The organism is Pseudonocardia sp. DxW (genome assembly GCF_058448985.1).
In genome coordinates this window covers 102,548-125,223 of record NZ_JBZFLK010000015.1, presented here as the reverse complement: position 1 = coordinate 125,223, position 22,676 = coordinate 102,548, and the positions used below count along the sequence as shown (strand labels likewise).

General features: G+C 75.1%; 21 protein-coding genes. 8 read left to right on the top strand and 13 right to left on the bottom strand.

The features are described from left to right. The first annotated feature begins 11 nt into the window (after positions 1 to 11). Together ACVJO7_RS22910 and ACVJO7_RS22905 are read left to right on the top strand one after the other, a co-directional pair. Positions 12 to 1,061, top strand: a complete 1,050-nt coding sequence (locus tag ACVJO7_RS22910) for a UDP-N-acetylmuramate dehydrogenase (protein WP_491674574.1) — start codon at positions 12 to 14, stop codon at positions 1,059 to 1,061. A 60-nt stretch (positions 1,062 to 1,121) separates the two neighbouring features. Continuing rightward, positions 1,122 to 1,331 (top strand): hypothetical protein, encoded by a 210-nt coding sequence (locus ACVJO7_RS22905; RefSeq protein ID WP_344018359.1) that lies wholly within the window; start codon positions 1,122 to 1,124, stop codon positions 1,329 to 1,331. 4 nt (positions 1,332 to 1,335) lie between these two features. Here the strand turns inward: ACVJO7_RS22905 and ACVJO7_RS22900 are convergent, their stop codons facing one another. Together ACVJO7_RS22900 and ACVJO7_RS22895 are read right to left on the bottom strand one after the other, a co-directional pair. Further along, entirely contained in the window at positions 1,336 to 2,076 is a 741-nt protein-coding gene (locus ACVJO7_RS22900) for an SDR family NAD(P)-dependent oxidoreductase (RefSeq protein WP_358486970.1), read from the bottom strand. 23 nt (positions 2,077 to 2,099) lie between these two features. Continuing rightward, positions 2,100 to 2,381, bottom strand: a complete 282-nt coding sequence (locus tag ACVJO7_RS22895; protein WP_344018355.1) for a DUF2530 domain-containing protein — start codon at positions 2,379 to 2,381, stop codon at positions 2,100 to 2,102. A gap of 65 nt (positions 2,382 to 2,446) precedes the next feature. Here ACVJO7_RS22895 and ACVJO7_RS22890 point away from each other — a divergent pair, with 65 nt between their 5' ends. After that, complete coding sequence (locus ACVJO7_RS22890) at positions 2,447 to 3,880, top strand: NCS2 family permease (protein ID WP_491674573.1); 1,434 nt, start codon at positions 2,447 to 2,449, stop codon at positions 3,878 to 3,880. 173 nt (positions 3,881 to 4,053) lie between these two features. On the opposite strand, the gene ACVJO7_RS22885 is transcribed toward ACVJO7_RS22890, so the two are convergent. The 7 genes from ACVJO7_RS22885 to ACVJO7_RS22855 form a co-directional block, all read right to left on the bottom strand. After that, positions 4,054 to 4,983 carry a glycoside hydrolase family 16 protein gene (locus ACVJO7_RS22885; RefSeq protein ID WP_344018350.1) on the bottom strand — a complete coding sequence of 310 codons (930 nt, stop codon included), beginning with the start codon at positions 4,981 to 4,983 and terminating at the stop codon, positions 4,054 to 4,056. Positions 4,984 to 5,060: 77 nt separating this feature from the next. Continuing rightward, positions 5,061 to 5,975 carry a glycoside hydrolase family 16 protein gene (locus tag ACVJO7_RS22880; RefSeq protein WP_491674572.1) on the bottom strand — a complete coding sequence of 305 codons (915 nt, stop codon included), beginning with the start codon at positions 5,973 to 5,975 and terminating at the stop codon, positions 5,061 to 5,063. Positions 5,976 to 5,990: 15 nt separating this feature from the next. After that, the gene (locus ACVJO7_RS22875) at positions 5,991 to 6,533 is read right to left on the bottom strand and encodes a hypothetical protein (protein WP_491674571.1); all 543 of its coding nucleotides are present in this window, start codon (positions 6,531 to 6,533) and stop codon (positions 5,991 to 5,993) included. After that, positions 6,530 to 7,636 (bottom strand): VldE C-terminal domain-containing protein, encoded by a 1,107-nt coding sequence (locus tag ACVJO7_RS22870; RefSeq protein WP_491674570.1) that lies wholly within the window; start codon positions 7,634 to 7,636, stop codon positions 6,530 to 6,532. Before ACVJO7_RS22870 ends, ACVJO7_RS22875 begins: the two co-directional genes overlap by 4 nt. Beyond that, a complete protein-coding gene (locus ACVJO7_RS22865) occupies positions 7,624 to 8,250 on the bottom strand; it encodes a hypothetical protein (protein ID WP_491674569.1) in 627 nt (208 codons plus the stop codon). Before ACVJO7_RS22865 ends, ACVJO7_RS22870 begins: the two co-directional genes overlap by 13 nt. After that, on the bottom strand, positions 8,247 to 9,368 hold the full coding sequence (locus ACVJO7_RS22860) for a hypothetical protein (protein WP_491674568.1): 1,122 nt from the start codon (positions 9,366 to 9,368) through the stop codon (positions 8,247 to 8,249). Before ACVJO7_RS22860 ends, ACVJO7_RS22865 begins: the two co-directional genes overlap by 4 nt. A 191-nt stretch (positions 9,369 to 9,559) precedes the next feature. Next, positions 9,560 to 11,047 carry a glutamate-cysteine ligase family protein gene (locus tag ACVJO7_RS22855; protein ID WP_491674567.1) on the bottom strand — a complete coding sequence of 496 codons (1,488 nt, stop codon included), beginning with the start codon at positions 11,045 to 11,047 and terminating at the stop codon, positions 9,560 to 9,562. A 168-nt stretch (positions 11,048 to 11,215) separates the two neighbouring features. On the opposite strand from ACVJO7_RS22855, the gene ACVJO7_RS22850 reads away from it, so the two are divergent. Then, positions 11,216 to 12,022 carry a TrmH family RNA methyltransferase gene (locus ACVJO7_RS22850; RefSeq protein ID WP_491674566.1) on the top strand — a complete coding sequence of 269 codons (807 nt, stop codon included), beginning with the start codon at positions 11,216 to 11,218 and terminating at the stop codon, positions 12,020 to 12,022. A 97-nt stretch (positions 12,023 to 12,119) separates the two neighbouring features. On the opposite strand, the gene sepH is transcribed toward ACVJO7_RS22850, so the two are convergent. The 3 genes from sepH to ACVJO7_RS22835 all read right to left on the bottom strand — a co-directional run bounded on the left by sepH (position 12,120) and on the right by ACVJO7_RS22835 (position 16,777). Next, positions 12,120 to 14,120, bottom strand: coding sequence for a septation protein SepH (sepH, locus tag ACVJO7_RS22845; RefSeq protein ID WP_491674565.1), 2,001 nt, complete (start codon positions 14,118 to 14,120; stop codon positions 12,120 to 12,122). 461 nt (positions 14,121 to 14,581) lie between these two features. Next, complete coding sequence (serC, locus tag ACVJO7_RS22840; protein ID WP_344018330.1) at positions 14,582 to 15,718, bottom strand: phosphoserine transaminase; 1,137 nt, start codon at positions 15,716 to 15,718, stop codon at positions 14,582 to 14,584. A gap of 66 nt (positions 15,719 to 15,784) precedes the next feature. Beyond that, on the bottom strand, positions 15,785 to 16,777 hold the full coding sequence (locus ACVJO7_RS22835) for a GlxA family transcriptional regulator (protein WP_491674564.1): 993 nt from the start codon (positions 16,775 to 16,777) through the stop codon (positions 15,785 to 15,787). Between the two features lie 71 nt (positions 16,778 to 16,848). Between ACVJO7_RS22835 and ACVJO7_RS22830 the strand changes: the two genes are divergently transcribed. Continuing rightward, positions 16,849 to 18,123, top strand: a complete 1,275-nt coding sequence (locus tag ACVJO7_RS22830) for an MFS transporter (protein ID WP_491674563.1) — start codon at positions 16,849 to 16,851, stop codon at positions 18,121 to 18,123. Positions 18,124 to 18,267: 144 nt separating this feature from the next. Beyond that, positions 18,268 to 19,152, top strand: coding sequence for a hypothetical protein (locus ACVJO7_RS22825; protein ID WP_491674562.1), 885 nt, complete (start codon positions 18,268 to 18,270; stop codon positions 19,150 to 19,152). A 9-nt stretch (positions 19,153 to 19,161) separates the two neighbouring features. Here the strand turns inward: ACVJO7_RS22825 and ACVJO7_RS22820 are convergent, their stop codons facing one another. After that, complete coding sequence (locus ACVJO7_RS22820) at positions 19,162 to 20,304, bottom strand: citrate synthase 2 (protein ID WP_491674561.1); 1,143 nt, start codon at positions 20,302 to 20,304, stop codon at positions 19,162 to 19,164. 196 nt (positions 20,305 to 20,500) lie between these two features. Between ACVJO7_RS22820 and pdxH the strand changes: the two genes are divergently transcribed. Both pdxH and ACVJO7_RS22810 read left to right on the top strand, forming a co-directional pair. Next, entirely contained in the window at positions 20,501 to 21,154 is a 654-nt protein-coding gene (pdxH, locus tag ACVJO7_RS22815; RefSeq protein ID WP_425563574.1) for a pyridoxamine 5'-phosphate oxidase, read from the top strand. A gap of 48 nt (positions 21,155 to 21,202) precedes the next feature. Continuing rightward, the gene (locus ACVJO7_RS22810; RefSeq protein WP_491674560.1) at positions 21,203 to 22,612 is read left to right on the top strand and encodes an MFS transporter; all 1,410 of its coding nucleotides are present in this window, start codon (positions 21,203 to 21,205) and stop codon (positions 22,610 to 22,612) included. Positions 22,613 to 22,676 lie beyond the last annotated feature (64 nt).

The following is a 22,676-nucleotide window of genomic DNA, read 5'->3' as shown; positions in this document are numbered from 1 at the left end:
ACCGTTGACGGGTGAGCTCCCCCGCCTCGACGACCACCGATCCCCGGCTGAGCGCGCACACCACGCTGCGGCTGGGCGGGCCGGCCGCCCGGATCGTGCGCGCCGAGGGGGCCGCCGAGGTGGTGGACGCGGTCGGGTCGGCGGACGCCGCCGGGGAGCGGGTGCTGCTGGTCGGCGGCGGTTCCAACCTGGTGGTGGCCGACGACGGGTTCGACGGCACCGCGGTGCTGCTGGCCGGCCGCGGGATCGCCCACGAGCGGCGCGACGGGGCGGTGCTGCTGACCGTCGAGGCCGGTGAGGACTGGGACGACGTCGTCGCGGCCACCGTCGCGGACGGGCTCGGCGGGCTCGAGTGCCTGTCCGGCATCCCCGGCCGCACCGGCGCCACCCCGGTGCAGAACGTCGGCGCCTACGGCGTCGAGATCGCCGATCTGCTGGTCGACGTCGATCTCTACGACCGCCGGACCCGCACCGTCCGCGAGCACGTGCCGGCCGCCGCGCTCGGGCTCGCGTACCGCACGAGCGTGCTGAAGGGCAACGACGACGCGATCGTGCTGCGGGCCCGGTTCGCGCTGCACGCCGACGGCCGCTCCGCCCCGATCCGCTACGCCGAGCTGGCCCGCACCCTCGGCGTCGAGCCGGAGACCCGGGTCGATCCGGCGGCGGCCCGCGAGGCGGTGCTGGCGCTGCGCCGCGGCAAGGGCATGGTGCTCGACGCCGCTGACCACGACACCTGGTCGGCCGGGTCGTTCTTCACCAACCCGATCCTGGACGTCGCCGACGCACCGGCCGCCGACGGGATCGCCGCCTGGCCGGCCGGCGAGGGCCGGGTGAAGCTGTCCGCGGCCGGGCTGATCCAGCAGTCCGGGTTCGCCCGCGGCCACGCCGGGCCGGGCGGCCGGGTGTCGCTGTCGACCCGGCACGTGCTGGCGCTCACCCATCGCGGCGGCGGGACGACGGCGGACCTGCTCGCGCTGGCCCGCGAGGTCCGCGACGGGGTGGCGGCCCGGTTCGGCGTCGCCCTGCACCCGGAGCCGGTGCTGGTCGGCTGCGCGCTCTGAGCGGCCGGGTGCGCGCCGGGCGCCCGTGAGAAACCGGTCCGGAACGGGTACGCACCCGGCATGAGCGCCCCGCAGAATCCGGACGTCCCCACCGACCGCGCCGAGGCCCGGGCCACCCCGCTCCCGGAGGAGCAGGGCACCGGCGCGCCGGACCGGGACGGCGCGGAGGAGATCCTGCGCGAGTCCGAGGAGCGGATCGCGGGCGCGGCCGCCGGTGACGAACCGGCCGACGACGCCGAGCAGCGCCGCCGGTCCGAGGAGACCCTGTAGCGCCTCAGCCGCGCCGGTGCCGCCGGGTGCCGGACGCCTGGTCGCGCGGCTTGAGCACGATCTGGTCCAGGTTGACGTGCGACGGCCGGGTCGCGGCGAAGACGATGGTGTCGGCCACGTCGTCGGCGGTCAGCGGGGTCAGCCCCTGGTAGACCTTCGCGGCCTTCTCGGCGTCGCCGTCGAAGCGCACCTCGGAGAACTCGGTCTCGACCATGCCGGGGGCGATCTCGGTGACCCGGATCGGCTCGCCGAGCAGCTCGCCGCGCAGCGTCCGGTGCAGCATCGCCTGGGCGTGCTTGGCCCCGGTGTAGCCGGCGCCGTTGTCGTACCAGTCGAGCGCGGCGATCGAGGTCACGGTGATCACGTGCCCGTCGCCGGAGGCGCGCAGCTTCGGCAGGAACGCCTTGGTCAGCCGCAGCGTGCCGAGCACGTTGGTCTCCCACATCCAGCGCCACTGCTCCTCGTCGGCCTGCTCGACCGGGTCGAGGCCCTTGGCGCCGCCCGCGTTGTTGACCAGGACGGCGGCCTCCGGCACGGCCTCGTCGAAGGCGCGGACCGAGTCGGCGTCGGTGACGTCCAGCGGCAGCGCGGTGCCGCCGATCTCGTCGGCGATCTCCTGGCAGCGCTCCACCCGGCGGGCACCGAGGACGACGTGGAACCCGGCCTTCCCGAGTGCGCGGGCGGTGGCGGCGCCGATCCCGGAGGAGGCGCCGGTGACGACAGCGGTCTTGTGCTCGGCGGTCATGCCCCGAGCCTAGGTGGCCGGTGTCAGCCGGGCTCGACCCCGCGCTGCGCGGAGCGGTCGCCCCGGCGGGCGGCCGCCCGCTGCACGGAGAACACGAGCGCACCGAACAGGCCGACCCCGAGGCCGGCGATGCACGTCCAGAACACCTCGCCGGGGCCGGTTCCGGCGACGAACCCGGTGCACAGCGCGATCCCGGCGGCGATCGCCCACACGGCCATCCCGCCGACGATCACCGGCGGTGACTCGTAGAACCGGGACGGCAACGCGGGCGGGGGCGGCGGGTCGCCGTCGTGGGATGCCGTCACATCCTGCACTGTAACGACGCGTACCGCCGGACGGCGCAGCGTTGCGCCGCGTCTAGGGTGTCGCCGTGATCGAGCGCTACTTCCGCGTGTCCGAGCGCGGGTCCACGATCCCCCGGGAGCTGCGCGGGGGACTCGTCACCTTCATGGCGATGGCCTACATCATCGTGCTGAACCCACTGATCCTCGGCAGCGTCACCGCGACCGACCCGTCGGCGAAGACCGACGCGCTCGGCGGCATCCTGCCGCTGGCCCAGGTCGCCGCGGTGACCGCCCTGGTCGCGGGCGTCATGACGATCCTGTTCGGGGTGCTCGCGAACTACCCGTTCGCGATCGCCACCGGGCTGGGGATCAACACCCTGCTGGCCGTGACAATCGCGCCGCTGATGAGCTGGCCGGAGGCAATGGGCCTGGTCGTCATCAACGGCCTGATCATCGTGATCCTCGCCGTCACCGGCTTCCGCACCGCGGTCTTCAACGCCGTGCCGACCGAGCTGAAGACGGCGATCGCGGTCGGCATCGGCGCGTTCATCGCGATGATCGGGCTGGTCGACTCGGGCTTCGTGCGCCGGCTGCCGGACGAGGCCAACACCACCGTGCCGGTCGGGCTGGGCATCGACGGGTCGATCGCGTCCTGGCCGACCTTCGTGTTCGTGCTCGGCCTGCTGATCGTCGGGGTGCTCGTCGCGCGCGGGGTGCGGGCCGGGATCCTGATCGGTGTCGTGCTCAACACGGTCATCGCGATCGTCGTCGAGGCGCTGGCGCAGGTCGGGCCGGGCGGGCCGGACAACCCGGGCGGCTGGTCGCTGGCGGTGCCCGAGCTGCCGTCGCAGATCGTCGGGATGCCGGACCTGTCGCTGGTCGGCCAGGTGTCCTTCGGCGCCTTCGCCCGGCTGGACATCATCACCGTCGCCCTGCTGATCTTCACCCTGGTGCTGGCGAACTTCTTCGACGCGATGGGGACGCTCACCGGGCTCGGCAGGCAGGCCGGGCTCAACGACGAGCAGGGCAAGCTGCCGAACGTCGGCCGGGCGCTGGTCGTCGAGGGGGCCGGCGCGGTCGCCGGAGGTGCGGCCTCGTCGTCGTCGAACACGCTGTTCGTGGAGTCGGCGGCCGGGATCGCCGAGGGCGCCCGGACCGGCCTGGCGAACGTGCTGACCGGTCTGCTGTTCCTGCTGGCGATGTTCTTCACGCCGCTGTACGCGATCGTGCCGGTCGAGGCCGCCGCACCGGCGCTGGTCGTGGTGGGTGCGCTGATGTTCCGGCAGATCACCGGGATCGAGCTGGACGATCTGCGCACGGCGATCCCGGTGTTCCTCACCGTCGTCGTCATGCCGTTCACGTACTCGATCGCGAACGGGATCGGCGCCGGCTTCATCTCCTACGTGGTGCTGGCCGCGCTGACCGGCCGGGCCCGGCAGGTGCACCCGCTGATGTGGGTGGTCGCGGTGCTGTTCGCCGGGTACTTCGGCGTGGGACCGTTGCGCGAGCTGCTCGGCTAGGAATCCGCTTGCCAAGTAAGGCTAGCCTGAGCTAACTTACATCTCGTCGCTTCGTGGTGGGAGCGGCGCGTCAGTTCGGGACAGGAGAAGGCCCCGGCTCCCACAGGAGCCGGGGCCTCCTTCTTTCCCCAGTCACACCGTCCCGCCGCCGAGCGAGGACGGTGCTCCGCCGGTCAGGGCGCGTAGATGCGCACCCAGTCCACCTCGAAGTCGAGCTCGTCGGGGGAGGTCTCGTCGAGCGGGGGGATCCAGTCCTTGCCGTACGGGCCGATGTCCTGCTGCATGGCCAGGTGCATCGGGCGCGGCGGGATGTGGTCGGGATCCATCGTCCGGAAGACCTCGACGCCGTCGATGTAGAACACCACCCGGTCCGGCAGCCACTCGACGGCGTAGTTGTGCCACTCGGTGAAGTCGCCGGTGATCGTCTTGCCGACCTGGCTGTTGTCCTCGCCGTAGTGGACGATCGTGTGCGTCTCGGAGCGGTCGCCCTTCGGGATCTCCATGAAGTTCAGCTCGCCGCCGACCGGCCAGTCCTCGGCGACCGGCCAGAGCAGCGCGACGTCGCCGTAGCCGGTGCCCGGGTTGGTCTTGGCCCGGATCTCCCAGCGGCCGTACTGCATGCCGCCCTTCCAGTGCAGGCCGGCCGAGGTGAGGCCGCGGCTGGTGAGCAGCAGCCGCCCGTCGCGCACCGACAGGTTCTCGGCCATGTGCCTGCCGACGCCGCCGGTGGTCTCGCCGGTGTAGGGGGCCCAGCGGTCCAGGTCGAGCTCGGTGCCGTCGAACTCGTCGCCGGCGATCATCCGCCAGCCGTGCCGGACGCCGGCCTCGGCCTCGGACCGCGACGCCGGGTCCAGCGCGGCGACCTGGTCCGGCCGCTCCTGGTCGTGCATGCCGCCGGGGGACTCCTCGGGCGCCGGTGCGGCGGCCGGCGGGGTGTCCCGGCCGGAGCCGCCGGTCAGGTCGACCGACGCGGCGACGCCGACGACGCCGGCCAGCGCACCGACCGCGAGCAGCGCACCGAGGACGGTCGGCCACCGGCGGCGGCCGGGCGCCTCGGGATCCGGCGTGCGGTGCCGTGCCCGCTCGGGTGCCTCCTGCTGCACGCCGTCCTCCTTCTCGTGGCGACGCGCAACACGCTAGGGAGGCCGGCCTGTGGCGACGCTGAGAGCCGGTGCGGGCGTCACCCGAGCGGGTACTGCCGGACCCAGTCGACCTCCATCCGCGACTCGCGCACCTGGCCGCCCTTCGGGAACCAGTCCAGCTGGATGCACAGGTGCATCGGGCCGGGCGGCTGGACGGTCGGATCGGTCGTCTCGAACCACTGCTCGCCATCGACGTAGGCGGTGATCCGGTCCGGGGTCCACTCGACCGCCCAGTTGTGCCAGCCGGTGCCGTCGATCTCGACCGCGCCGTCGATCTGGGAGTTGTCCGGTCCGTAGTGCACGAAGATGTTCGTCTTCTGCCGGGTCGGGTCCATCATCTCCATGAAGTCGATCTCGCCGCCGACCGGGAAGTTCTCCGCGGTCGGCCAGAGCAGGAGGAGGGCGTTGTACGACGGGTCGGACGCGGGCGCCCGCACCCGGCCCTCCCAGCGGCCGTACTGCTGGCTGCCGTCGGTCCAGGCCATCCCGGCGGTGTTGCCGTCGGCGTCGCCGGTGATCGTGAGGACGCCGTCGGCGACGCTCACCGCGTCCGGGGTGCGGCGGCCGTTGCCCGCGTGGCCGGGGCCGTCGTAGATGTTCCAGCCGGAGAGGCCGTCGTCGAAGTCGTCGGAGCGGACGGGCTCGCCCCAGCCGTGCCGTTCGGCGGCGGTGCTGCCGCTGCCCTCTGCTCTGCTCACCTGTTCGTCCGCCCCGCCGTCCGCGATGTCATCCCGCGATGGTGCCGGGTCGTCGCCGGAGCCGCCCGGATCGTCCGGCCCGGAGGTCCGGTCCGGTGCGGCGACCTGCTCGGAGATGCCCGGAGCGGGCACCGGGCCGTCGTCGCCGGGTGTCACCCCGATCAGCTCGCCGCCGGGGCCGAGCACCAGCAGCAGCACCGTCACCCCCTTCGCGACCAGGGTCTTGATCATTTCTTCCAGCTCGCCGGCGGTCATCGCCCGCTCCTCGGGTCAGTCGCCCACGTCGGGCGTGTCGGGGGTGATCGGGTTGTCGGCGGCGACCAGCCAGCGGCCCGCGGGACCGCGGTGCAGCACGACGCGGGTCCGCCACCGTTCGGTGCGCGGCGGGGCGCCGACGGCCGCGGTCGTCGTCCGGATCCCGGCGACGAACGCGACCCGCCCGCGCACCGGGTCGCTCCCCGCCGGTTCGAGCGCCTCGACGACCGCGATCCGCCGCTCGCCCGGGCCGGGCGGGTCGAGGACCGGGAAACCCGCGCCACCCGGGATCGCGTACCCCGCGGCGTCCCGGCGGGTCGTTCCGGCGCTGCCCGGGGCACCGCCGTGGGCGGCCGCCAGGTAGGCGCGGGCGACCGCCTCCGGGGACGCCGGCAGCACGGCCGGGACCGGCGGATCCGGTCCGCGGTCCGGGCCGGGATCGCCGAGTGCGGTCCGGTCGTCCACGGTCAGCACGCCGCCGTCCGGCGGTGCGGCACCGGGTGCGATGACGAGCAGCAGCACCGTCACCGGGGCGAGCAGCACGAGCGCGATCGTCACTCCGCGAAGCTGATGTGGATGTGGTCGTAGTGACCGCCGGTCGGGTCGGACGTGTCGTAGATCCCGCCACCGGTGTAGCGGCGGCCCCAGCCGGTCCCGTCGTCGCGCACCGACGGGTCCCAGTAGCGGCCCTGCCAGATCAGGTAGCGGATCCGCAGCGGTTCCGCGTTGGCCGCGAGCCAGTGCGTGATCCGCCAGCCCTCCGCCAGGTCCGGCTCCTCCGGGAAGCGGCCCGCCGGGCCGGTGAACAGGTCGCATGCGCGTCCCTTCGGGTGGTCGGAGCGGGGGTTGTGCCGGTGCTCGTCCCAGCAGCCGACGGTGTCGATCACCGGTCCGAACGCGGCCCGGACCGCGGCGAGGCCGTGTGCGGTGGCGCCGGTGAGGCAGCCGTCCGGGCGGACCGGATCGGGTTCCCGGCAGGGCGTCGGCCCGCCGGTCCAGGCCGGTGCCGGGGCCGACGCCGGATCGGCGGGCGGCACGGCCGCCGGGGGAGCCGGCGGGGGAGCGGCCGGGGTGCCGGACGAGTAGTCGGCGACCAGGTCGTGCACCGCGTCGAGGTAGCGGCGGACCGCCGACGCGCACGCCTGCGAGCAGCCGGCCTCGCCGGCGACCGGCACGCCGGACGCCGAACCGGTGACCCGGCGGCAGCCCGCGATGTGGCAGACCAGCATCGCGTCGAGCACGGCGACGTCCTTCGGCGTGGTCGCCAGGTGCCCCACGGCGGCCCGCAGCGTGGCGCAGAGCCACGGCACGACGGTGCGCAGGTGCGCCGCGGGATCGGTGAGCGCCGGATCCGGCCAGGGGGCGCCGCCCGCCGCGGTCCAGGTCCGCTCGGACACCTGCAGCAGGCCCGTCGCGGAGCCGGTCCGCAGCTCCGGGTCCCAGCCGGACTCGGCCTGCACCTGCGCGACGACCCAGGCGGGCGGCAGCTCCGGGCAACCCTCGGTGGTGAGCTCGGTGACCAGCGACAGGTGCGGCCGGGCGGCCTCCGGGACGCGGTCGACGTCGATCCCGGACGATCCGGGCGGCTCCGCGGCGGCGGCCGGGGCGGGCACGGTCAGCAGGGCGGCGAGCAGGGCGGGCACCAGCATCAGCGGTCGCACGGGTCACCGGGCCCGGTCCGGGGGAGCGGGACGGCGCCGCGCAGCGGGCGCAGTCCGCCGCCGGTGCCGGCGACCAGCGGGTGCGCGAGCCGGTCCCCGGCGGTCAGTGCGGCGACGATCCGGCCGAGCGCCTCGGCGTACCGGCGGACCGCGGTGGACGGCGCGGAACGGATGAGCACCGTCCCGGCGTCCGACCAGGGATCGGGCGATCGGGTCCAGCCGGGCACCGCGGGCAGCGCGACGACGGCCGCCCAGCCGGGGCCCGCGGCGGCGGCGTCGAACCCGTCCGGCTCCGTCCAGCCGGGGTGCAGTGCGAGCACCGGTGCGCCGGGGCCCGGCCGCGGTGCGACCCGGGCGGCGGCGGCGAGCCCGGCCACGGTGTCCCGGCACAGCAGCACGTCCGGCAGGAGATCGGTGCCCCCGACGACGCCGAGATCGCGGGCCCGCAGTGCGCGCGCGACGGTCGTGGTGCCGACGCCGCCGGCGAGCCCGCCGACCGCGGGGACGCGGCGCGCCCCGGCCGCCCCGGTCAGCCCGGCCGACCCGGTCAGCCCGGCCGCCCCGGTCGCTGCGGCCGCCCCGGTCGCTCCGGCCGACCCGGTTCCGCCGCTCACCGGGGCCGTCCGGCGAGATCGTGCGGACTCGGCGTGCGCTGCCCGGGCTCCGGGCCCGCGTCGACGACGAGCCGGTCACCGTCCCGGGCGACGGTCACCTCGATCCGCACCCAGCGGGCGGCCAGCCCGCGCCAGCCGCGGGCCGACGGGGCGGGTGCGGCAGCCGGTTCGCCGAGCGGACGCTCCGGCTCCGGCTCGGGTGCGCCGGGCGTGCGGGCGTCCACCCGGCGGTACGGGACGACCCGGACCCGGACCTCGACCAGCACCCGTTCGCCCTCGCGCCGGACGCGGCCGGGCAGCACCAGATCGGCGCGCTGGCGGCCGGTCCCGGTCCAGCCGAGCAGGGCCGCTCCCACCGGTGACGACAGGTGGGCGCCGAGCGCGCGGCCGCGCCGGTCGGGATCGTTCTCGTCCCAGGAGAGCAGGTCGGCGGCGAACGCCCCGGCCAGGGCGGCGGCCGCGGCGGGGTCGACCGGGTCCGTGTGGTCCGCGTCGTCCGGGGTGGTCGCCGGGGGAGGGACGGGGTTCGCCCCGTCGGACGGCGAGGTGGTCGGCTGGGGCCCGGGTGTGGAGTCGGGTCCGGTGGATGTGGTCTCGGGTGGGGCGAGTGCCCCGGTGCCGGGCGTGAGCGTGTCGGCGGGTGCGGTGGTCGGTGGGCGCCGGGTCCCGGGGCCGGTCCCGGCTCCGACGGGGGGTGCGGCCGTCGGCGCCCGCCGCGTCTCGATATCGGGCCCGGTGGCCGGCCCGGCGTCCGGGTCCGGCGGCGCCGTCCCCGGCGCGGGCGCCGGGCCGTCGGCGGTGGAGCGGGCGGGTGCGGTGAACACCGGCGGCGGATCGGCTGCGGGGCTGACCGGCGGCCCCCATCCGGCACCCTCGGTGCCGGTCTCGGCGGCGCCCCGGGCCCGGAGCGCCGGGAACCCGAACGGGTCCGTCACCGGCTCCGGATCGGCGGGCGGATCCTGCGCCGGGCGCCTGGGTGTCCAGAGCGCGGGCCGGGCCGCGGCCGTCGCGGGACGGGTCGACGGCGGCGGGCCGGGGACCGGCGGCGGATCGTCCAGCCAGGGATCAGGGCCGTCGTCGACCGGCTCGGAGCGGCCGAAGAGGCGGAACCGGGACATCGGCTGCGTCACCGGTGGGCGGGACCGCACCGCGGTCCCGGCGGCTGCTGCACGGACATGGCGCTCCGACCTCCTCACGCGCCCGGGGCGGTCGCGCGGTGGAGGACGGTAGGAAGCAGCGGCCCGTGCCGGGTCGCTTCGGCAGGAGACCCTTCGCGATGGCGAAGCGGGGCCGGCGGTTCAGCCCGGGATCAGGCGGGGATCTCCCAGGTGTGCACCGGCTCGTTGGCGGCGGATCGGGGCAGGTAGCGCTCGAGCATCCCGTGCAGTGCGGTGATCCGGTCCGCGCCGCGGGCCTCCAGCGCCGCGACGGTGTCGAGCTGCCAGGACGCCCCCGTCTGCCGGGTCACGCACCGTCGCTCCAGCACCGTCAGGTAGCGGTCGCAGACGGCCTCGCTGACGCCCCAGCGGGCCAGACCCTCGTGCGCCAGCGGGATCAGCTTGCGCAGCGCCAGCTCGTCCGGATTGATCCAGCCGGTACCCGGCCAGTAGAGCGGCGCCTGCATGCCGTGCCGGGCGGCGGTCTGGAAGTTCTCCCGGGCGGCCTCGAACGACACCGACCGCCACAGCTCCTGGTCGGACTCGACGAGCGTGCGCAGCAGCCCGTAGAAGAACAGCGCGTTCGCGACCATGTCGACGGTGGTCGGTCCGGCCGGGAGCACCCGGTTTTCCAGCCGGACGTGCGGGGTGGGCCCCGTACAGTCGTAGATCGGCCGGTTCCAGCGCCAGATCGTGCCGTTGTGCAGGGTCAGCTCGGGCAGCTCGGGGAAGCCGTGGTCACGCATCTGGGCGACCGGGTCGATGTCGGTGGTCAGCGGCATCAGGGCCGGGAAGTAGCGGGCGTTCTCGGAGAACAGGTCCAGTACCGAGTCGATCCAGCGCTCGCCGAACCAGACCCGGGGCCGTACGCCCTGGTTGTGGAACTCGGGGGTGCGGACGTCGCAGGACTGCTCGAACAGCGGGATCCGGGTCTCCGCCCACAGCTGGGAACCCAGCAGGAACGGTGAGTTCGCGCCGAGCCCGAGCTGGACGCCGGCCAGGCACTGCGCGGCGTTCCAGTAGCGGGCGAACTCCGACGGCGCCACCTGCAGGTGCAGCTGGAGTGAGGTGCAGGCGGCCTCCGGGATGATCGTGTCGAAATCGGCGTTGACCCGCTCATCGGGATCGCAGCCCGCGATGTCGATCCGGATCGGCTCGCCCCGGGCGTTGAGCATCTGGTCGTTCAACGCCTGGTAGCGGTCGTCCGCGGTGATCGACTCCCCGACCATGTGGCCCGGGTCGAGGGTCGGCAGGATCCCGATCATGACGAGCTGGGTGCGCAGGTCGCCCGCCTTGGCGCCGGCGCCGGCGAGCAGATCGAGCAGCTCGTGCTCGAGCTGGCGCCACTGGTCGCCGGGCAGCGGCCGCGGCGGCAGGTTCAGCTCGAGGTTCCAGCGGCCGAGCTCGGTCTGCCACTCACCTCTGTTGATCGTCTCCAGGACGTCGTGACCGTTCAGCGACGGCGCCAGCTCCGGATCGACGAGATTGAACTCGACCTCCACCCCGGTCATCGGCTCGGTCTCGGGGAAGGGGTAGGTGCGGAGCATGTCCGCCAGGGAGTCCAGGCAGCGTTGCACCTTGATCCGGTATCGCTGGCGGTCGCGCCGGGTGAACGTCGTCCGGTCGACCACCTGACCCATGCGTGAACCGACCTCCATCGAACGGGGAGCGCCTCCTCACCCTCCCGGACCAGGCCCGGTTTCGAAGGGAGAGGCAGTACACGGTGACATATCGCCGGACCGGGCGGTACCGGCTGACCGGGCGACCGGGCGCGGTGAACGGTCAGTGACGTGGGACGATCGGCCGTCGTGGCCATACTCACGCCGGTTGACATCCCGGACGACCCCAGGATCGACGACTTCCGCGACCTCACCACCGCCGATCGGCGCCCGGATCGGCCCGGTGGGCGCGGACTGGTGATCGCGGAGGGCGTCGTCGTCGTGCGGCGGCTGCTGGAGTCGGCCTACCCGGTGCGTTCGCTGCTGGGGGTGCCGCGACGCCTGGCGGAGCTCGCCGACGAACTCGACCGGGTGGACGTACCGGCCTACTCCACAGACGCGGACACGATGGCCCGGGCGGTGGGTTTCCACCTCAATCGCGGCGTTCTCGCCGTCGCCGACCGGGTCCCCGAGCCGCCGGTCGCCGGACTGCTGGAGCGGGCTCGCACGATCGCGGTCTGCGAGGGCGTCGGTGATCACGAGAACCTCGGTTCACTGTTCCGCAACGCGGCCGCGCTGGGGGTGGACGGGATCCTGCTCGGGCCGGGTTGCTCCGACCCGCTCTATCGGCGCAGCGTCCGGGTGTCGATGGGCCACGTACTCCGGGTGCCGTTCACCCGTTTGGCAGGCAGCTGGCCCGCGTCGCTCGACACGCTGCGTGACAACGGTTTCACGGTGGTAGCGCTGACCCCGGCGGCGGACGCCGAGCCGCTGGCGACCGCGGGGCTCGCCGGGACCCGGGTCGCGCTGCTGCTCGGAGCCGAGGGGTCGGGCCTCAGCGACGAGGCGCTGGCCGCCGCGGACCGGCGGATCCGGATCCCGATGGCCTCGGGGGTCGACTCGTTGAACGTCGCCACCGCGGCCGCAGTCGCGTTCCACGCCGTGACCGCCGGCTGAGCGTCGGCGGCGCGCGGGTTCGCTTGCGTTCGCACGGGTTCGGCACGTTCGCACGGGATCCGATCCCGTGCGAACGCAGCGAACCCGTGCGAATGGATCAGCGCTGTCCGCGGACGCCGAGGAGGACCTCGTCCCAGGACGGCATGACCGGCTTGCCCTTCTTGGTCCGCCGGGAGGCCGCTCCACGCTGGCGGGACGACTGGTCGGCGGCCCCGGTGGCCGAGTCCTGTCGCTCCGCGGTGTCGCCACCCTGCTCCGTCGCGCCGGCGCTCTGATCGGCGTCGGGGTCGGTGGCGCCGGTGCGGTCGGCCGTGGGAGAGGTGGCGGAGTCCAGTCGGTCTCCGGTGTCCCCGGCCGTGGTGTCGGTCGCCGTCGCGACGTCCGGCGCCGCGTCACCGGCCGCCGATGCCCCCGGGTTCGGCTTCCCGTCCGTCGCCGCCGCGCCGGACCGGGCACTGCCGGCGCCGTCGCTCGCGGCGCTGCCGGTCGCGTTGTTCCCGGTCGCGGCGCTGCCGGCCGGCGTGTTCCCGGTCGCGGCGTTGCCGGCCGGCGTGTTGCCGGTCGCGTTGTTCCCGTGGGAGGCGCCGTCGAGTTCGACGGCGCGGCTCGCCGTGTCACCGGCCGGCGCGCCGGTGTCCGGTCCGCCGTCCGCCACATCGGTGCCGCGCGCTGCGTCGCCGGTGGCGGTGCCCCGGTCTGCGGTGTCGCGGCCCGTCGTGGCGTCGGCGATCGTGTCGCGTGCTGTGCTCGCCCGGCCGGTCGCGGTGCCCGCACCGGACCCGGCTCCATCGTCGGTCGCCGAGCCGCCGGACGCCGCGCCGCTGCCGGACGCCGCGCCGCTGCCGGACGCCGCGCCGCCGCCGGACGCCGCGCCGCTGCCGGACGCCGGGCCGCTGCCGGACGCCGCGCCGCCGCCGGACGCCGCGCCGCTGCCGGACGCCGGGCCGCTGCCGGACGCCGCGCCGCTGCCGGCTGCCGCGCTACCGCGGGCCGGGTTGCCGCCGGGTGCTGCGTTGCCGGGTGCTGCGTTGCCGGGTGCGGTGCCGCCGCCGGGTGCCGGGTCGCTGCCCTGCTCCCCACCAACGGTGGCCTTCCCCGCCGCGCCACGGTCCGCGGCGCCCGCGGCCCGTGCCTCGGCCGCAGCCCCGCCGGCACCGTCGACGTCGTCGACGGAGGCGGTCCCGTCACCGGGCATCGGCTCGGCGGAGGAGGCCCCGGTACCGGCGGCGTGCTCGGGCTCGGCGGGTTCGACCCGCGGGATCGTCGGTGCGGCGGCGGCCGGTGCCCGGGTCTCGTCGGGCCGCGTCGTGCTGCCCCGGGTGGGTGCCTCGACCCGCGGCCGCGGCGGCGGGCTGGCGCGCCGCTGCTCGGGCGCGATCCCGCGGCCCCAGGAGTCGGCCGGCGGGTGCGCCTGGCCGCCCGCGACCGCCCGGGCCGGGGTGGCCTCGGTGGGGTGGTCCCCGACGGGCTCCTCGTCGCGCGCGATGTCGACGACCGAGCCGAGCGGGCGCAGCGGCCGCGCCGGGAGGCCCTCGACGAGACCGGAGGCGTGCTCGTCCAGCGGGGACACGGTGCCACCGTGCGCCCCGGGCTGGAACGACCAGTGCGCGGCGTTGTCGGACCGCCCGGTCTGCCAGGTCAGGACGACGACCCACTTGCCGTCCTCGCCCTTCCAGGAGTCCCAGCCGGCCGCGGTGAAGTCCTGGCCGCGCAGGCCGAAGGTGTGCGCGACGGTCTCGCCGAGGGTGCGCGAGTCGGGGCCGTCGGCCCGCTGCGGGTGCGCGCTCTGGGCGAGCTCGGCGGTGCGGGAACGCTCGAGGAGGACCGGGTAGGCGAACCGCTCGATCTTCTGGGTCGGGACGCCCGCCGCGGCGGCGACCTCGTCGACCGACGCGCCGCCCCGGATGCGGGCCTGGATCTCCCGTGGGCGCAACTGGCTCTCCAACTCGATCGCGATCTGGCCGAGCCGGGTCACGTCACCACGTGCGGCAGCGCGGAGCTGCTCGTCGGCCGGCACCGTGTAGCGCTCGCGGCGCCCCGGGTCCTCGAGGACGACCGAGCCGTCCCCGGTCACCCCCACGACCCGCAACGCGCGCATCGATCAATCCTCCTGCTGTCGTCCCCGTCCGGGTGACGGTAGTTGCCTGCAGCTCCGTGCCGGGTGAGGCGCGCCGTGCGAGTTCTGCCTGGTCGACGACATCCACCTGGCAGACGGATCTGCGAGACGGTCTCACTCACCGTGCCCAGGCTTCCATGACGCGTGACACACGATGCAAGTGGGGCGGATGTTACTCCTGTGACTACAACGAGTGTCTATCGATCGGGCAACGGACGCCGCGGCGAGGCAACCCCGACCGGGCCCACCGGTACCGGACGCACGACGGCCGGGCCCCGCAGGTTGCGGGACCCGGCCGGCGGGTGCTGTCCGGAGGGCGGACGGCCCGGAGGTCGAGCTGCCCGGGACGAGCCCGGGCGATGAGCAGGAGCCGGACCGCCCGGGAGCCGGGCTGCTCAGGTGCGGAGCCGTCCGGCAGCCGGGCGGCGCAGGAGCTGCGCTGCTCAGGTGCCGAGCTGCTCCACGACCCAGTCGATGCTCGCGGTCAGCGCCGACACGTCGGCCGGCTCGACCGCCGGGAACATGCCGATCCGGAGCTGGTTGCGGCCCAGCTTGCGGTACGGCTCGGTGTCGACGATCCCGTTGGCCCGCAGCGCGGCGGCGACCGCGGCGGCGTCCACCGCGTCGTCGAAGTCGATCGTGCCGACCACCTGGCTGCGGTGCGCCGGGTCGGTCACGAACGGCGTCGCGAACGCGCTGTTCTCGGCCCACGAGTACAGCCGACCGGATGAGTCGCGGGTGCGCGCCACGGCGCCGTCCAGCCCGCCGAGGCCGCCCAGCCAGTCGATCTGCTCGGCGAGCAGGAACAGGGTGGCGACCGCCGGGGTGTTGTACGTCTGGTCCTTGCCGGAGTTGTCGACGGCGGTGGCCAGCGACAGGAACGGCGGGATCCACCGGTCGCCGGCCGACTTCAGCTCGGCGACCCGGTCCAGGGCGCGCGGGCTCATCAGGGCGATGAACAGACCGCCGTCGGAGGCGAAGCCCTTCTGCGGCGCGAAGTAGTAGACATCCGACTGCGCGACGTCGACCGGCAGGCCGCCGGCGCCCGAGGTCGCGTCGATGAGCACGAGCTGGTCGTCGGTCGCGTCGGCGGGCCGCTGCACCGGCACCGCGACGCCGGTCGAGGTCTCGTTGTGCGCCCAGGCGATCGCGTCGACCGACGGGTCGCTGACCGGAGCGGGCGCGGTGCCCGGCTCGGTCGAGACGACCACCGGATCGGCCAGGAACGGCGCCCCGGTCGTGGTGTCGGCGAACTTCTGCGAGAACTCGCCGTAGGTCAGGTGCAGCGAGCGGCGGCGGACCAGGCCGAAGGCGGCCGCGTCCCAGAACGCGGTGGACCCGCCGTTGCCGAGGACGACCTGGTAGCCCTCGGGCAGCGAGAAGAGTTCGGTGAGCCCGGCCCGCACGCGTCCCACCAGGTTCTTCACCGGCTTCTGCCGGTGCGAGGTGCCCATCAGGGAGTCGCCGGTCGCGGCCAGCGCGGAGAGCTGCTCCGGGCGCACCTTGGACGGACCGCATCCGAAGCGGCCGTCCGACGGCAGGAGATCGACAGGGATCTTCAGGTCGGCAGGAGAGGTCACGCTGCCAGTGTCGCAGCACCGTGCGGCCCCGCAGCGGCGACGGTGCGCCGGGCCACACCCGGACGCTCAGCCCGCGCGCGGGGGCCGGTGCGCGCGCCGGTACGCCAGCGGGGCCATCCCGATCTCGGCGTGCAACCGGTGCCGCAGCGCGGCGGTCGTGCCGAAGCCGGTGCACGCGGCGATCTGCTCGACCGGCAGGTCGGTGGTCTCCAGCAGCCGCCGTACCCGGTCCAGCCGCTGCGCGGCGAGCCAGCGGCCCGGGCTGGTGCCGGTCTCGGCGCGGAACCGGCGGGTGAAGGTGCGCACGCTCATCGACGCGCGTGCGGCGAGCTCGTCGACGCCGGGGGAGCGGTCCAGGTGCTCGACCGCCCAGCGGCGCACCGCCGCGGTGTCGGTGCCGGACCCCTCCGGCATCCGGGTCTCGACGAACTGGGCCTGCCCGCCCTCCCGCCACGGCGCGACCACGTTGCGCCGGGCGGTGGTGGCGGCGATCTCCACCCCGTGGTCGCGGCGCACCAGGTGCAGGCACAGGTCGATCCCGGCGGCGACGCCGGCCGAGGTGAGCAGGTCGCCGTCGTCGACGAACAGGACGTCCGGATCGAGCCGCACCTGCGGGAACCGGCGCCGGAGCCGGTTCGCGTGCGCCCAGTGCGTCGTCGCCGGGCGGCCGTCGAGCAGGCCGGCCTCGGCGAGGACGAAGGCGCCGGTGCAGATCCCGACGATCCGCGCCCGGCCGGCGACCCGGTGCAGCAGGTCGAGCACCCGGCGGTCCGTCTCCTGCTCCGGGCCACCGGCCGGGCCGGGCGAGTGCGGCCCGGCGATCGCCGGGACGACCAGGGTCTGCGCGTCCGCCAGCACCTCGGGGCCGTGCTCGGGGAGCAGCCGGTAGCCCGAGCTCGTGCGGACCGGGCCGCCGTCGACGGAGCCGACCCGCACGTCGTAGAGCGGGGTGCCGTCGGTGCCGGTGGTGGTGCCGAGGATGCGTTCCGGGATCGCCAGCTCGAAGGTGATCACCCCGTCGACGGCGAGCACCCCGACCCGGTGCGGTGGGACGGCCATGGCCGGATTTTTGCACATGTCGTCCGATCGGCCACTGTCCCGGGCGGGCGGCACCGCGCAGTCTGATCTCCATGACGGAGGCACCCCCGCGCGCGGCGGGACGGGCACGCCGGGTGCACCCGGCCTGGTGGGTCGCCGGGGCGACGTTCCTCGCGCTGCTCGGCGCGGCCGGGTTCCGGTCGACGCCGGGGGTGCTGGTCGAGCCGCTGCACGCCGAGTTCGGCTGGTCGATCGGGGCGATCTCGTTCGCGATCGCGGTGAACCTCGCGCTGTTCGGGGTGACGGCGCCGTTCGCGGCGGCGCTGATGGAACGCTTCGGGGTGCGCCGGGTGGTGACCGTCGCGCTGCTGCTCGTCGCGGCCGGCGCGGGCAGCACCGTGTTCATGACGCAGGTGTGGCAGCTGGTGCTGCTGTGGGGCGTGATCGTCGGGCTGGGTACCGGCTCGATGGCCCTCGCGCTGGTCGCGACCGTGGTGAACCGGTGGTTCGTCGCCCGCCGCGGCCTGGTGTCCGGGATCCTCACCGCGGCGTCGGCGACCGGGCAGCTGGTGTTCCTGCCGCTGGTCGCGATGATCGTCGAGTCGGCGGGCTGGCGGCCGGCGGCGCTGGTCACGGCGGTCGCGGCGCTCGCCGTCGTACCGGTCGTACTGCTGTTCCTGCGCGACCGGCCGGCTGATCTCGGGCTGCCCCCGTACGGCGGCACCGAGGCCGACGCGGTCCCCGCGCAGCGCACCGGCGCCGCCGCGCTCGCGCTGCGCTCGCTCGTCGAGGCGTCCGGGAACCGGACGTTCTGGTTGCTGTTCGCCGGCTTCTTCATCTGCGGTGCGACGACCGCGGGCCTGGTCCAGGCGCATTTCGTCCCGGCCGCGCACGACCACGGGATGCCCGCGACGACGGCCGCGTCGCTGCTCGCCGTCGTCGGCGTGTTCGACCTGGTCGGGACCGTCTTCTCCGGCTGGCTGACCGACCGGTTCGATCCGCGGGTGCTGCTGGCCGCCTACTACACGCTGCGCGGGGTGTCGCTGTTCGCGCTGCCCGCGCTGTTCGGGACCGACCTGAACGCCAGCATGCTCGCCTTCGTCGTGTTCTACGGCCTGGACTGGGTGGCCACGGTGCCGCCGACGATGGCGCTGGCCCGGGCCGAGTTCGGCGCCCGCTCGGCCGTGGTGTTCGGGTGGATCTTCGCCGCGCACCAGGTGGGCGCGGCCGTCGCGGCGCTCGCCGCCGGGCTGGTGCGCGACGTGCTGGGCGGGTACGACGCCGCCTGGTACGGCGGGGCGGTGTTGTGCCTGATGGCGGCGGTGCTGTCGATCGCGATCCGGCGCCGGGCGGCCGTCGCGGCCTGACCCGACGGGGAGCGCCGCCCGTGCGGGGCAGGGCGCGCCGCCCCGGTGCGGAGGTGCGGCTCCCGGCCCGGCGACGATCGCCGTCGCGGCCCGCCGTGGCCGCGGCGCCGGCCCCGGCGCCCGGTGCCGACCGCAGGAGCGCGCATGACCCAGGATCCGCCCGGGATCGTCCCGCTGCGCCCGCTGGACGCCGTCGAGATCGTCGCCGGCGTGGTCCGGCTGGCCCGCCGGAGCCCGCCCGTCGTGCTCGGCCCGGCGTTCGTCGTCGCGCTGGTGGTGGGCGCGACGCCGTTCGGCCTCCAGCGCTCCGGCGCGACGACGCCGGAGCCCGGTCAGGGCCTGACCGAGGTCTTCACCGGGTCGCTGATGCCGTCGATCCCGCCGACCCTGCTCCACGCCGCGGTCTTCCCGCCGATGGTGGGCATGGTGCTGTCCGCGCTGCGGCCCGCTGTGCCCGGCCGCCCGACGACGCTCGCGCAGGCCTGGGCCACGACCCGGCCGCAGCTGCCCGGCCTCTACGGCCTGCAGGTCGGGCTGACCGTGCTCGGCCTCGTCCCGCTCCTGCTGCTGGTCGGCGTCGCCGTGCCGCTGGCCGGCGCGGGCGGCGTGGCCGTTGCCGTCGCGGTGCTGATCGTGCTCGCCGCCTACCTGCTGCTCACCTGGCTCGGCGTGCTGCTCTACCCGGCGACCGCGGTGATCGTCGTCGAGCGGCTCGGCCTCCGGGACGCGCTGTGGCGCTCGGTGGAGCTGGTCCGCGGCTCGTGGTGGCGGTTCTTCGGCGTCAAGCTGCTCGCCGGGCTGCTGATCATGGTCGTCGGGCTGGTGGTGATGCTGCCGATGATGTTCCTCGGCATCGGCCTGGCGGTCGCCGGGGCCGGGATGACCGCCGTCGTCGTGGGGACCGGGTGCGCGAGCACCCTGGTGGTGACGCTCGCGCTGGCAGCCGCACCCGGTGTCGTCGGCCTGCTGCACCAGGGCCAGCGGATCCGGCGCGAGCGTCTCGACCTGGAGGCCGCCCAGGGCGGGTGACGGCGCGGGTCAGCGCACGACGACGCCGTCCCAGCCCTCGACCTCGCTCGGGTGCCGCGCGCCGGGACCGATGTACTGTGCGGACGGCCGCACCAGCTTGCCCTCGCGCTTCTGCTCCAGCACGTGCGCCGACCAGCCCGCCGTCCGCGCCGAGGTGAACATCGCGGGCATCATGTGCGGCGGCACCTCGGCGAAGTCGAGGATGACGGCGGCCCAGAACTCGACGTTGGTCTCGATCGGGCGGTCCGGGCGTCGTTCCCGCAGGATCGACAGCGCGGTCCGCTCCAGCTCGGCGGCCGCCTCGAACCGGGGCGCGCCCAGCTCCTGGCAGGCGCGCCGGAGCACCCTGGCCCGCGGGTCCTCGGCCCGGTACACCCGGTGCCCGAAGCCCATCAGCTTCTCCTTGCGGTCCAGCAGCCCGGTGACCAGCGCCGCCGGGTCCCCGGTCCGCTCCACCTCGTCGATCATCGGCAGCACCCGGGCCGGCGCGCCGCCGTGCAGCGGGCCGGACATGGCGCCGATCGCACCGGACAGCGACGCCGCGGCGTCGGCACCGGTGGAGGCGATCACCCGGGCGGTGAAGGTGGAGGCGTTCATGCCGTGCTCGGCGGCGGACACCCAGTAGGCGTCGACGGCGGCGACGTGCCGCGGGTCCGGCTCGCCGCGCCAGCGGGTCATGAACCGCTCGGTGATCGTCGAGCACTCGTCGATCCGGGACTGCGGGACGGCCGGCACGCCGATCCCGCGGGCCGACTGGGCCACGTAGGACAGCGCCATCACCGAGGCGCGGGCCAGGTTGTCGCGGGCCGTGGCGTCGTCGATGTCGAGCAGCGGGCGGTAGCCCCAGTACGGCGCGAGCATCGCCAGCGCCGCCTGCACGTCCACCCGCACGTCACCGGTGTGCACCGGGATCGGGAACGGCTCGGCGGGCGGCAGGCCCTGGCCGAACCGGCCGTCCACCAGCAGCGCCCATACGTCGCCGAAGGTGACGATGCCCGCCAGGTCCTCCAGGTCGACCCCGCGGTAGCGCAGCGAGCCGCCGTCCTTGTCCGGCTCGGCGATCTCGGTGCGGAACGCGACGTGCCCCTCGAGACCGGACCGGAATCCGGGAGGTGGCGCAGGTACGTCGTGGGACGGTTCGGTCACGGTCACCGGGTCTCCTTCGGCTCGGGCCTCGCCGGTCACCCTCTCCGGCAGGGCGCGCGTCGGCAACGGGCGGCACCGGTGTGATCGGTCACGGGCCCGGCGCGCCGGGGAACACGCCGTTCGGCGGGTGCACCGGCGACCACCTGCCGCCTACGGTCGGCCCTGCGACACCCGGCGGGGGTGCACGACGGGAAGGGGACCCATGACGGACGCGCCCGAACTGGAGAGGATGCGGAGCGACTACGCCGGCCGGCCGTTCGACGTGCCCGATCTCGCCCCGACCTGGCACGAGCAGCTCGCCGCGTGGCTGGAGGAGGCCCGGGAGGCCGGCCTGGCCGAGCCGAACGCGATGGTCCTCGCCACCGCCGACCCGGAGGGGACGCCGGCGTCGCGGACCGTGCTGTGCAAGGGCCTCGACTCGGGCGGCATCGTCTTCTACACCAACTACACGTCCGCGAAGAGCCACGACCTGAACCGCACCCGGGTCGCCTCCGTCACGTTCCCCTGGTACCCGATGCACCGCCAGGTCCAGCTCGCCGGGCGGGTCGAGCGCTGCTCGGAGGCCCAGTCCGACGCCTACTGGGCGACCCGGCCGCGCGGCTCGCAGCTCGGGGCGTGGGCGTCCGCCCAGTCGACCGTGGTGGCCGGCCGCAACGTGCTCGACCAGGCGCTGGCCGGGGTGACCGCCCGGTTCGACGACGTCGAGCGGATCCCCCGGCCCCCGCACTGGGGCGGCTGGCGGATCGTGCCGTGGCAGGTCGAGTTCTGGCAGGGCCGTACCGACCGGATGCACGACCGGCTCCGGTTCGACGTCGGCCGGGACGACCGCTGGTCGGTCCGCAGGCTCGCCCCGTAAGGGGAACCCCGAGGCGCGCCGCGGAGGACCCCGTGTAGACGTGGTCCCGTGAGCAAGCGCAACGACCCCGGCGACGGGCCGACGCAGCCGGTGCCGGGCGGGGACCGGGATTCGCCCACCCGCCCGGTCGTCAACGGGGGCTCCGCCGACGCGCCGACCCGCCGGGTGCGGGGCGGCGGGCGGTTCACCGGCGCGCTGCGGTCCGCGTTCGCCGACACCACGCCGCTGCGCACGCCCGCCTACCGCAGGCTGTGGACGGCCGGGATCGTCACCGTCATCGGCGCCCAGCTCGCCGTGGTCGCCGTCCCGACGCAGATCTACCAGATGACCGGGTCGTCGGCCTACGTCGGACTGACCGGGCTGTTCGGACTGGTCCCGCTGATCGTGTTCGGGCTGTGGGGTGGCGCGATCGCCGACGCCGTCGACCGCCGGGTGATGCTGCTGTTCACCGGCTCCGGGATCGCGCTGACCTCGCTCGCACTCTGGGTGGTCTCGGCGAGCGGGGTCGGCGACGTCTGGGTGGTGCTGGTGCTGTTCGCCGTCCAGTCGGCGATGCTCGCGATGAACCAGCCGACCCGCAGCGCCGTCATCCCGCGGCTGCTGCCCGCCGAGCAGCTGCCCGCCGCGAACGCGCTGAACATGACCGTCGTGCAGATCGGCGCGGTGCTCGGCCCGCTGCTCGCCGGCATCCTGATCCCGATCATCGGGCTGCCGATGCTGTACCTGCTGGACGCGATCGCGCTGCTGGCGACGCTGTGGGCGACCTGGCGGCTGCCGTCGCTGCCCAGCTCGGCGCAGGCGGCGGGCGGGCCGCGGCCCAAGGTCGGGTCCCGGGCCGTCGTCGACGGCTTCCGCTACGTCGGCATGCACCGGATCCTGCTGGTCTCGTTCCTGGTCGACGTGATCGCGATGGGCTTCGGCATGCCGCGGGTGATGTTCCCGGAGATGGCCGAGCGGACCTTCGGCGACCCGCCCGGCGGCGGCTTCGCGCTGGGCCTGCTGTTCGCCGCGATCCCGATCGGGATGGTCGTCGGCGGGGTGCTGTCCGGCTGGCTGCAGCGGGTGCAACGGCAGGGCGTCGCCGTCGTCGTCGCCATCTGCGTGTGGGGCGGTGGAATCGTCCTGTTCGGTCTCACCGGCTCGCTGTTCCTCGCGGTGCTCGCCCTCGCCGTCGCCGGGGCGGGCGACCTGGTCAGCTCGGTGTACCGGTCGTCGATGCTGCAGACCGTCGCCACCGACGAGATGCGCGGCCGCATGCAGGGCGTGTTCATCGTGGTCGTCGCGGGTGGTCCGCGGCTCGCGGACATGTGGCACGGCGCCTCGGCGGACGCGATCGGGCCGGGGACGAGCGCCGTCGTCGGCGGGATCGCGGTCATCGTCGGCACCTTCGTCGTGGTGGCCCGGTTCCCGGAGTTCTGGCGGTACCGCGCGCCGGTCGCCGGGCGCGATTCGGGGTGACCCTCGTCGCCGCGTTCTGCGGATCCGGCGAGGCGGGCTAGCGTGTGCGGCTGAACCCATATGA